Source organism: Phenylobacterium sp., assembly GCF_030698145.1.
In the GTDB taxonomy this organism is placed as follows: Bacteria; Pseudomonadota; Alphaproteobacteria; order Caulobacterales; family Caulobacteraceae; genus Phenylobacterium.
Genome location: NZ_JAUYNW010000140.1, coordinates 65,856 through 76,004, shown reverse-complemented (window position 1 = coordinate 76,004; position 10,149 = coordinate 65,856). Strand labels below are relative to the sequence as shown.

The following is a 10,149-nucleotide window of genomic DNA, read 5'->3' as shown; positions in this document are numbered from 1 at the left end:
CTGGCCCCGAGCATCAACTCCGTGGACCTGAAACACCGACTTGGCGATATCCAAGCCCACCGTAACCACCTCTTCCATGGCGCTCCTCCATCTCGGCCGCGGCAATGCTGCGACCAGGGTGGGGAGCCGTCCACGGCATCATTCGCGGACATTAGCTTCGGTCCCGAGAGCTGACGTTCGGCGGTCAGCCACTGAAAACCAACTCCGACCTGTAGCGAACCGGCGGCTCGTCCAAGCGCTTCGCGGAATATTCCGAAGTTCACATGCCGAACGCGCACACCTGTTCGCCGTCGGGGCGGGAAGGCTCGCCAGCCTTTACAATGGCCCCTCAGCCACAATCGCCGCCAGAAGGTCCTGCCACCGCTCCAGAGCACGGCGCTTCTCGCCGACATAGGAGTTCGCGTCGTAGTGGGTCGCGCTCACCTGCGCGCCGCCGCCGGCGTCATTGTGGCCAAGCACCTTGCTGCGGATGAAGGGTGCTATCCCAATCCGCTCGCTGGTCATCAGGGTGGAGCCGGTCCGGCGGATGTCATGGACAGTACCATCCTCGATCTCCCGAGCCCACAGGACGGCGTTCAAGGCCAGGTTCATGGCCGGACCACCCATCGGACGAGTGTCGTCAAATCGGCCCGGGAAGACGTACTGCGTCTGGCGATCCCTGTTCAGATCGATCGCCTGGCGGATAAGCCTGACGGCCCAGGGTGAGAGCGGCACGGCATGGGGCCGCTTGCTCTTCATGCGCGCGGCCGGGATCGTCCAAAGTCCATGCTTCAGGTCCAGCTCCGGCAAACTCATCCCCAGGACTTCGTTGCGACGCTGCAGCAACAGGAAGACCAAGCTTAGAGCCAGCCTCATCGAAGGGCCCACAAGGACCCGGGCGCCGTCTCGGCGTTGGGATGCGATCGCGTCAGGAATCCGCAGGGCCTCCGGTCGCTGGAGGCCGGTCCAGATGGCCCGTAACTCCTCATCGGAATAGATGCGGGAACGTGGGCGAGAGGGCGCGACCGGCGGCAGGTCGACCACCGGGTTGAACGGCAGACGCTCTTCGGCCACGGCGTAGGCGAGCATCTGACGCACCACCGCCTGCGCCCGCAAGGCCTGGGAGGTCACGCCGGCGTCGAGCATCCGCTCAAGCGCGCCCTTCACAACCCTTCGCGTTATGACCTCCAGCGGTAGCCGACCCAACAGGCCCTTGATGTGCACCCGGTAGACCGCCCGCTCGTTTCCGAGACTGCTGGCGCGCTTGGGTCGGTATCGCCCCGCCTCCGTAGCGGTGAAGTAGGCGTCCGCAAGATCCGCGAAGGTCTTCAGGTGCTCGGTGCTAGCCTCGATCTTGGCGACGCGAAGCGCTTGCGCCGGATCGCCGCCGTCGTCCACCTGAACCTGGGCCCTCCGCGCCGCGGCCCGAGCGTCCAAAACCCCAAAATCCGATGAGTAACCGCCAAGGGTGACGCGCCCCTGCCGACCCAGACGCGTGCGATACCGAAAACTCCACGTCTTCCGGCCATCGCCTGAAACCCGCAGTTCGAGACCGCGGACATCGCTGTCGGCATAGGCGACCTGCCGACCCTCCTGGGGTTTCACCGCCTCGCAAAAGGCTCGCGTGAGCTTGGCCGCTGGCATGGTTGTATCTATGACCTGGCGCTATCCAGGTCATAGATAGGTCACAGAATGGCGAACTTCAACGCAGAACGTTGTTCACCGTAGAAACATTTTCATCAACAAATTCAACGAAACCGGAACGACTTGTACAGGCCCGAAACAGCCTTCTACAGCCCCAAAACCATTTTCGCCATGATGTTATGCTGGATCTCGTTTGACCCGGCATAGATCGAGGTCTTGCGGTAGTTGAAGTAGGTCGGCGCCAGGGTCGCGGCGTAGTCCGGGCCGGCGCGCGGGACGTTGGTCTCGCCGTGCAGCTCGGCCCACGTGTCGCGGACGAAGGGCTGGACGTAGACGCCAGCCGCCTCGAGCGCCAGTTCGGTCACCGCCTGCTGGGCCTGGGAGCCTTCCAGTTTCAGCATCGAGGACGCCGCGCCCATCGCCTCGCCCGCCGTCCGGGCGGCGAACATCCGCAGTTCGGTGGCGTTCAGCACGTCGACCTTGATCTGCAGCTCCGACAGCTTCCGCCGGAAGTCGGGGTCGTCCATCATCCGGCGCCCGCCGTCGGAAGGTTCGACCCCGGCGATCTTCTTGACCTTGGCCAGCTGGTTGGTCAGGCCCGCCGCATAGGGATTGCCGCGCTCGAACTGCAGCAGATACTTGGCGTAGGTCCAGCCCTGCCCCTCCTCGCCGATGCGGTTGGAGACCGGAACCCGGACGTTCTCGAAGAACACCTGGTTGATCTCTTCTTCCCCGGTCGGCGGCCCGTCCAGGCTGGGCAGCGGCACGATGCTGATCCCCGGCGTCTTCATGTCCAGCAACAGGAAGCTGATCCCCATTTGCCGGATCGGCTCGACCGAGGTCCGCACCAGGCAGAACATCCAGTCAGCGTGCTGGGCGTAGGTCGTCCAGATTTTTGAACCATTCAGTACATAATGATCGCCATCGCGTTCGGCCTTCATGGACAGCGACGCCAGGTCCGACCCGGAGCCGGGTTCGGAATAGCCCTGGCACCACCAGACCTCGGACGACAGAATCTTGGGCAGGTGCTGGGCCTTCTGCTCCGGCGTGCCGAAGGCCATCACCACCGGGGCGCACATCTTCAGGCCCATATTGCTGGTGGCCGGCGCGCCGGCGAGCGCCATCTCCATGTCGAAGATGTATTTCTGGGCATGGCTCCAGCCGGTGCCGCCGTACTCGGTCGGCCAGTCGGGCGCGATCCAGCCCTTCTCGCCCAGCCGCTTCAGCCAGCGGATTTGGCCGTCTTTGCCGATGTGACCGTTCTTCGACTGGGCCATGTGGGCCCGCATGTCGTCGTCATAGGCGTCGGCGATGAACGCCCGGACCTCGTCGCGGAAAGCGAGGTCTTCCTTGGAGAATTCGAGGTCCATGACGTGCTCCTAGACGGCGTCGAGGTATTCGATTTCCGGACGGCCGCCCATGCAGGGGCCCATCTTGGCGCCGGCAGCCTTGAAATAGTCGGTCTGACCGTGGGCGGAGAGCGCCTCCTGGTCCTTGTAGAGTTCCAGCACCTTGTAGACCGTCGCGTCGGTGCGGCTCTTGGTCAGCTGGTAGAAGACATTGCCCGGCTCATTGGCCCGGACCTGCGCGGCCAGATCTGTGAAGATCGCCTCGAACTCACCCTGTTTGCCGTCCTGGACCTTCAAGGTCGCCACAACGCCGATCATGCCATTCTCCCAAACGTTTGTTTGAGACGACGGTAAAGGGCCATGTGATCGTCGGCAAGTCAGGTTTCGCGCGGGCGCGGTCCTAGCGCCCGGCGGGCTCGTTCCAGCCGTAGGCCACCCAGTGGTGTCCTCCGAGGTTCCGGGCCTCAATGACGCCGTCATCGCGACGGGCGCGGGCGCGTTTCGCACGAAGGGCGAGGCCGGCGAGCGCCAGCAGGACCGAGGCCATGACCGCGATCACCACCACCGTGGCGGCGAAGAACACCGCGAGCACGGCGCCGATGGCGACAGCCGCGGTCGTGGCGAGGGCTCCGCCCAGCATCGCAAGACTGCGAAGGGCCGAACCGTGCTTCCTGGCGAATTCCCGGACCATGGCTTCCTCGAAGGCGCCGCTTTCTAGCGACTAAAACGATTATGTCGGACGCGCGATCCCGCGCGTCAACTCCAGGCGATCAAAACCTTAAAAAACGGCGGCATCATGCCGCGCCTTCGAGCGCAATCGCCTTGCGTTCGCGCATGATGGTGTCGAAGGCCGCATTGATGGCCGCGGCCTTGGCCTCAGCCACCTCGATGAATTCGCTGGGCAAACCCCTCGCGCGGGCCCGGTCGGGGTGGGCGTCCGACACCGCCGAGCGCCAGGCGGTGCGCACCATCGCGTCGGGCGCATCGTGGGCCACGGCTAGGACACCATAAGGATCGTCGGAGGCCAGCCCTAGGTGCGTGGCCCTCAGTCGGCGGAACACCAGGGGCGAGAAGCCGAACAGGTCGGAGACGCTTTCGATGTAGTCCAGCTCGTCCTGCGACACCGCCCCATCAGCGGCGGCGATGTGGAACAGGCCGTCCAACACGTCCTCCAGCAGGGTCGGGCACTGGGCGTAGCGCTTGGCCAGCCGGCGCGCATAGCCCTCGTAGCCGCGCGTGGTCTGGCGAGCCAGGTTGTATAGGCGGTGGACATTGCGCTGCGAGGCGGCGTCGGTGGTGAAGACCCGGGAGAAGGCGTCGAACTCACCTAGGCTGGCGCGGCCGTCAGCCTTGGCCAGCTTCGCACCCAGCGCGGTCACGGCGGTGGAAAAGGCGGGATCCTCGCCCGGCCGTGTGGTCGGGCAATCAGCGCAGTCGCCCGCATCGGGCCGGCGAACTGCGAGCCCAGCAATGTTGCGCCAGAAGCTCATGAGAGTTAGCCACCTGTAAGGCTCAGGATAGCGCCTGACAACGCGTATCCGAACATTGGAAGGTTAAGGTTTGGACAGGCTCTGGAGCTTCTGGATCGATCGCGGCGGCACCTTCACCGACGTGATCGGGCAGGCGCCGGACGGGACGGAGCTTTCGCTGAAGCTGCTCTCGGCCTCTCCGTCCTACGAGGACGCCGCCGTCGAGGCCATGCGCCGGACCTTAGGCGCCAAGCCCGGGGAGCCCTTCCCAGCCGCCAGGGTCGGCGCCATCAAGATGGGCACGACGGTGGCCACCAACGCCCTCCTGGAACGGGCCGGCGCCAAGACCCTTTTCGTGACCACGCAAGGCTTCGCCGACGCGCTGGTGATCGGAGACCAGGCGCGCCCGGAGCTGTTCGCGCTGAATATCGTGCGGCCCGATCCGCTCTATGCCGGCGTCATCGAGGCTCAGGAGCGCCTGGCCGCCGACGGTTCGGTGGTCGTCGCCATCGACGCCCCCACCCTGGCCGCCGAGCTTGCCCAGGCCCGCGCCGAGGGGTTCACCTCGGCGGCCATCGCCTTTCTGCACGCCGACCTCAACCCGGCTCATGAGATCGTCGCGGGCGACCTGGCGCGCGCCGCGGGCTTCGACTTCGTGGCGCTGAGCCACGAGGTCTCGCCCCTGCCCCGCTTCATTCCTCGGGCCGAAACCACTGTCGCCGACGCCTATCTGACGCCGATCCTGCAGGCCTATGTCCAGCGGGTGGCCCGGGCTGTGGCTGGCGCGCCTCTCTACTTCATGACCTCGGCCGGCGGCCTGGTCCGCGCCGAGGCGTTCCGAGGCCGCGACGCCGTGGTCTCCGGCCCGGCGGGCGGAGTGGTGGGCGTGGCCCGCACCGCGCAGGTCGCCGGCGCTGCGCAGGCGCTCGGCTTCGACATGGGCGGCACCTCCACCGACGTCTGCCGCTACGCCGGCAGCCTGGAGCGCCGCGACACCGCCAAGGTGGCGGGCGTGCGCCTGCGCAGCCCCATGCTGGACGTCGAGACCGTGGCGGCGGGCGGCGGCTCGATCCTGGCCTTCGACGGCCTTCGCGCCAGGGTCGGCCCGCAGAGCGCCGGCGCCGATCCTGGCCCCGCCGCCTACGGTCGCGGTGGCCCGGCCACGGTCACCGACGCCAACCTGGTCCTGGGCCGCCTCGACCCGCGCTTCTTTCCCTCGATCTTCGGGCCGAAGGGCGAGGCTGCGCTGGACGTCGAGGCCGCCCGCGCCGCCATCGCCACCCTGGCCCAGGCCATGGGGTCTGAAAACGTCGAGGCGGCCGCCGAGGGGTTCGTGGCCATCGCCGTCGAGCAGATGGCGCGCGCCACCGACCGCATCTCCACCGAGCGCGGCTTCGATCCCCGCGACCATGTCCTGACCGCCTTCGGCGGCGCGGCCGGCCAGGTGGCCTGCGAGGTCGCCGATGCGCTCGGCCCCTGGCAGGTGCTCTGCCCGCGCTATGGCAGCGTGCTCTCGGCCTGGGGCATCGGCCAGGCCGAGGTCACCTCCCTGCGCCAGATGGGCCTGGATGCGGTGCTGGACGACGCGGGTCTCGCCCGCGCCAGACAGGTCGCTGTTGAGGTGGAGGCCCAGGCGCGCTCGGCGCTCGCCGAACAGGGCGCGGAGGCCACAGAGATTCGGCGCACCCTACGCCTGCGCTATGACGGCGCCGACGCGCAGATCTCCATCTCGATCGGCCCGCTCGCCGAGGTCAAGACCGCTTTCGAGGCCGGCCATCAGCGCCTGTTCGGCTTCATCGAAGCTGAACTGCCAGTCGTCATCGCGACGGTGGAGGTCGAGGCGGTAAGCAGCTCCTCCTCTCCCCATTCATGGGGAGAGGGTAGGGTGAAGGGCGCGTCGCAAGGCGACGCATCCCAGCCCATCCCCCACCCCCGTGCGGCCGAGAAGCGCCCCTCACCCTACCCTCTCCCCCCGGAAGACGGGGGGAGAGGAAAGACTGTCCGCATGTTCTTCAACGGCGCGTGGCATGACGCCCGGATCATCGCCGCCGAGGTTTTGACCGAGATCGCCGGCCCAGCCCTGATCGTCCGCCCCGACACCCAGATCGCCGTCTCGCCCGGCTGGGTCGCGACTGCCGGTCCCGACAGCCTGATCCGCCTGGACCGTAGCCAGCACATCGTCACCGCCGACCTCACCCTCGACCGTCCCGACCCAGTCACCCTGGAGCTGTTCAACAAGCGCTTCATGGGCGTCGCCGAGGCCATGGGCGCGGCGCTGGAGCGCACCGCCCACTCGGTCAACATCAAGGAGCGGCTCGACTTCTCCTGCGCCCTGTTCGACGCCGACGGCGGCCTGGTGGCCAACGCCCCGCACATGCCGGTCCACCTGGGCTCCATGGGCGCCAGCGTCCGCGCCGTGCGCGACCGCCACCCGGACCTCAAGCCCGGCGAGGCCTATGCGCTCAATAACCCCTATGCCGGCGGCACCCACCTGCCCGACATCACCGTGGTCATGCCGATCTTCATGGGCGACGAGGCGGACGCAGCGTTCTACGTCGCCGCGCGCGGCCACCACGCCGATGTCGGCGGCGTCCAACCGGGCTCCATGCCGCCTTTCTCTCACACCCTCGACGAGGAGGGCGTGCTGCTGGACGCGCTGCCGATCATGCAGGGCGGGAAGTTCCTGGAGGCTGACACCCGTGCGGCCCTCGCCAGCGGACAGTGGCCGTCCCGCGCCCCCGACCGCAACATCGCCGACCTCAAGGCCCAGATCGCCGCCTGCCAGGCGGGCGCCGCCTCGGTCCGCACCATGATCGAGACCCATGGCGGCCCCGCCGTCGCCGCCTACATGACCTTCGTCCAGCAGAACGCCGCGGCCTCGGTGCGCCGCGCCATCGGCCGGCTCTCGGACGGCGAGGCCCGCGTGCCCATGGACGGCGGCGGCGAGATCGTCGTGCGCACCACCGTCGACGCGGCGGCCGGCGAGGCGACGCTGGACTTCCGCGACTCCGCCGCCCAGCTCGGCTCCAACTTCAACGCCCCCTCGGCCATCGTCGACGCCGCGGCGCTCTATGTGTTCCGCACCCTGGTGGACGATGACATCCCGCTGAACGCCGGTTGCCTGGAGCCGCTGAAGATTCTGACCCGCGAGGGTTCGATGCTGGCCCCGAAATACCCCGCCGCCGTGGTGGCTGGGAATGTCGAGACCAGCCAACACGTGGTCGACGCCCTCTATGCGGCGCTCGGCGTCATGGCCAACGCCCAGGGGTCGATGAACAACTTCACCTTCGGCGACGAGGAGCACCAGTACTACGAGACCATCTGCGGCGGGGCCGGCGCCACCGCCGACCGCCCCGGAACCAGCGCCGTCCACACCCACATGACCAATTCCCGCCTGACCGATCCGGAGATCCTGGAGCGCCGCTTCCCAGTCCGGGTCGAGGCCTTCGCCATCCGGCACGGATCGGCCGGCGCCGGAGCCCTGGCCGGGGGCGAGGGCGCCTACCGCCGGGTGCGGTTCCTGGCGCCCATGGAGGCGGCCCTGCTCTCCACCCGCCGCGACCACGCCCCGCAAGGGATCGCGGGCGGCGGCCCGGCCCTGCCCGGCGCCCAGCGTTTGATCGAATGCTCCGGCGCGGTAAAGGAACTGTCCGGCTGCTTTTCCATTACGGTCCAGCCCGGCGACGTCATCGAGATCGAGACCCCGGGGGGCGGGGGCTTTGGTCGTTCCACCGCCTGATCAGAATTTCGAGGTTCCATGTCCGCGCTGTTGTTCGCTCTCGCCCTGTTCGCCCAAGACGCTGGGGGGCAAGCCGCCGCGCCAGCCCCGCAAGCCGCCGAGCTGCCCTATCCCTCCGGCGCGCCGCGGGACGACTATGGGCTGGTCTCCTGGTGCCATGGGGCGCTGAGCGGCTACCTCGAGCTGCACGACCAGGTCATGCCCGAGGTCACGCGCATCGAGACCGCGTTCCGCGCGCCGGCCCGCACGATCGCCGAGGACCTGCAGGTCTATGCCGACCTGACCCAGCAGGGCCGCAAGGACCTGAAGCTGTTCGCCCGCGCAATGGAGGCCGCCGAGAAGGCCAGCCTGAAGCCGATCAACACCCGTGGCGGCGAAGCCGTGAAGAAGGGTCGCGCCACCTGGGCCGGCGCGTCGAACCTGCCCAAGGCGCGGCTGGCGCAGGAATGGATGAGCTGGACCCTGCCCGCCAGGTGCCAACCGACCGCTAAGACCCTGGAGGAACGCGCCAAGCTGCTGGGCGCCACCTTCGACGCCGGTTCGGAAATGCCGGTCGAGCCGCCGGCGGAACCCGCCGCGGCGGCGGATCCGACCTAGAGCAAAATCCGATCCGATTGGATCGAATTTTGCTCAGGACTCTTTGAATTTAGACCATTTTCTTCGCCGAACCGGTATCCACTTCGGCGGAAAATGGTCTAGATCGGCATCCGCATGATTTCCTGGTAGGCGCTGATCACCTGATCACGCACCGCCATGACCGTCTCCAGGCTGGCCTCGGCCGCGGAGATGGCGGTGACCACGTCGATCAGCTCGGCCTTGCCGGCCACATTGGCGGCGATCTGGGTCTCGGCGGTCTTGGTCGCCGTCATGGTGTCCTGGATGGCCGACTTGACCATGGCGCCGAAGTCGAGGCCGCCGTCTTCCTGGGCGCCCGTGGGCGCCTTGATCCCGGTGTTCTGGGCGGCGGCGTAGGCCTTGGCGGCGGCGAGGGCGGTCATCATGGCTCAGGCGCCCCTATTTCTTGAGCATATCGAGGGTGCGCATCTCCATGGCGCGCGCCGTCTCGATGACATTGAGGTTGGCTTCGTAGGCCCGCTGGGCCTCCTTCATGTCGAGCGCCTCGATCAGCGTGTCGACATTGGGCAGCTTCACATAGCCCTTGGGATCGGCCGAGGGATGGCCAGGATCGTAGACGCTGCGGAAGTCCTTCGGGTCGGGCGCGACCTTGGCCATGCGCACGCCTTGACCCGCCTCGGTCTTGTAGGGGGTGAACACAGGCACCTGGCGGCGGTAGGGGTCGCCGCCCGGCTCGCGCGCCACGGAGCTCGCATTGGCCATGTTCTCGGCGATGATCCGCATCCGCGCCTGCTGGGCGCGAAGGGCGGTGGTGGCGATCGCCTGGGTCGCGCCTGAGACCGGCTTGATGTTGGGCATTCAGGCCTCCCTACCGGCCGGGCGCGCGGCTGGCCATACGCAGCAGGCCGAGCGATTTCTGGTAGAAGCCGATGGCCGCGTCATAGCTCATCCTAGCGTCGGCCATCTTCAGCATCTCTTCCTCGAGAACCACCGAATTGCCATCGAGCGTCGTCTCGGAGTCGCGGGCCTTCACTGACTTGAACTGGCTGCCCAGGCCCTTGCGCGCCGTCGGGGCGGCCATGTGGCCGGGCTGGGTCACGGTCTGGACCGGCGCCATCACCACGCCCTTCACCTGGGCCTCGAAGCTGTAGGCCTTGAGGTCCGAGGGCGTGTAGCCGGGCGTGTCGGAATTGGCGACGTTCTGAGAGATCACCCGCTGGCGCTCGCTCAGGTGGCCCAGCCGGCCGCGCAGCATGGAGAACAGCGGGATTTCGGCGAGATTCATGGCCGTTATGGTGAAGAAACAGGGTTAACCGGGCCTTAAGAACCCTCAGGCAAACCCTTGAGGCGACAACGCTTTCACCCTTCCCTCCCCTTCGGACCGCTTCTCGCC

The 10,149-nt window shown here is 67.5% G+C and carries 10 protein-coding genes; 2 read left to right on the top strand and 8 right to left on the bottom strand.

Going from position 1 to position 10,149, the window contains the following annotated elements; all coding sequences use genetic code 11:
- Positions 1–315: 315 nt before the first annotated feature.
- From Q8Q77_RS19640 to Q8Q77_RS19620, 5 genes are all read right to left on the bottom strand, one after another.
- Entirely contained in the window at positions 316–1,623 is a 1,308-nt protein-coding gene (locus Q8Q77_RS19640) for a site-specific integrase (RefSeq protein WP_305585670.1), read from the bottom strand.
- Positions 1,624–1,769: 146 nt separating this feature from the next.
- The gene (locus Q8Q77_RS19635; RefSeq protein WP_305585669.1) at positions 1,770–2,993 is read right to left on the bottom strand and encodes an acyl-CoA dehydrogenase family protein; all 1,224 of its coding nucleotides are present in this window, start codon (positions 2,991–2,993) and stop codon (positions 1,770–1,772) included.
- A 9-nt stretch (positions 2,994–3,002) separates the two neighbouring features.
- Positions 3,003–3,290 (bottom strand): putative quinol monooxygenase, encoded by a 288-nt coding sequence (locus Q8Q77_RS19630; RefSeq protein WP_305585668.1) that lies wholly within the window; start codon positions 3,288–3,290, stop codon positions 3,003–3,005.
- Between the two features lie 82 nt (positions 3,291–3,372).
- Positions 3,373–3,663, bottom strand: a complete 291-nt coding sequence (locus Q8Q77_RS19625; protein ID WP_305585667.1) for a hypothetical protein — start codon at positions 3,661–3,663, stop codon at positions 3,373–3,375.
- A 103-nt stretch (positions 3,664–3,766) separates the two neighbouring features.
- The gene (locus Q8Q77_RS19620) at positions 3,767–4,462 is read right to left on the bottom strand and encodes a TerB family tellurite resistance protein (RefSeq protein ID WP_305585666.1); all 696 of its coding nucleotides are present in this window, start codon (positions 4,460–4,462) and stop codon (positions 3,767–3,769) included.
- Positions 4,463–4,532: 70 nt separating this feature from the next.
- On the opposite strand from Q8Q77_RS19620, the gene Q8Q77_RS19615 reads away from it, so the two are divergent.
- Together Q8Q77_RS19615 and Q8Q77_RS19610 are read left to right on the top strand one after the other, a co-directional pair.
- Positions 4,533–8,180 carry a hydantoinase B/oxoprolinase family protein gene (locus Q8Q77_RS19615; RefSeq protein ID WP_305585665.1) on the top strand — a complete coding sequence of 1,216 codons (3,648 nt, stop codon included), beginning with the start codon at positions 4,533–4,535 and terminating at the stop codon, positions 8,178–8,180.
- An 18-nt stretch (positions 8,181–8,198) separates the two neighbouring features.
- Positions 8,199–8,777, top strand: coding sequence for a hypothetical protein (locus tag Q8Q77_RS19610; RefSeq protein WP_305585663.1), 579 nt, complete (start codon positions 8,199–8,201; stop codon positions 8,775–8,777).
- A gap of 98 nt (positions 8,778–8,875) precedes the next feature.
- Here Q8Q77_RS19610 and Q8Q77_RS19605 read toward each other — a convergent pair whose 3' ends face one another.
- From Q8Q77_RS19605 to flgB, 3 genes are read right to left on the bottom strand one after another with little or no spacing between them, the layout of a single operon-like run.
- Entirely contained in the window at positions 8,876–9,181 is a 306-nt protein-coding gene (locus Q8Q77_RS19605; protein ID WP_305585661.1) for a flagellar hook-basal body complex protein FliE, read from the bottom strand.
- Between the two features lie 13 nt (positions 9,182–9,194).
- Positions 9,195–9,614 carry a flagellar basal body rod protein FlgC gene (gene flgC, locus Q8Q77_RS19600; protein WP_305585660.1) on the bottom strand — a complete coding sequence of 140 codons (420 nt, stop codon included), beginning with the start codon at positions 9,612–9,614 and terminating at the stop codon, positions 9,195–9,197.
- A 10-nt stretch (positions 9,615–9,624) separates the two neighbouring features.
- Entirely contained in the window at positions 9,625–10,041 is a 417-nt protein-coding gene (gene flgB / locus Q8Q77_RS19595; RefSeq protein WP_305585658.1) for a flagellar basal body rod protein FlgB, read from the bottom strand.
- Positions 10,042–10,149 lie beyond the last annotated feature (108 nt).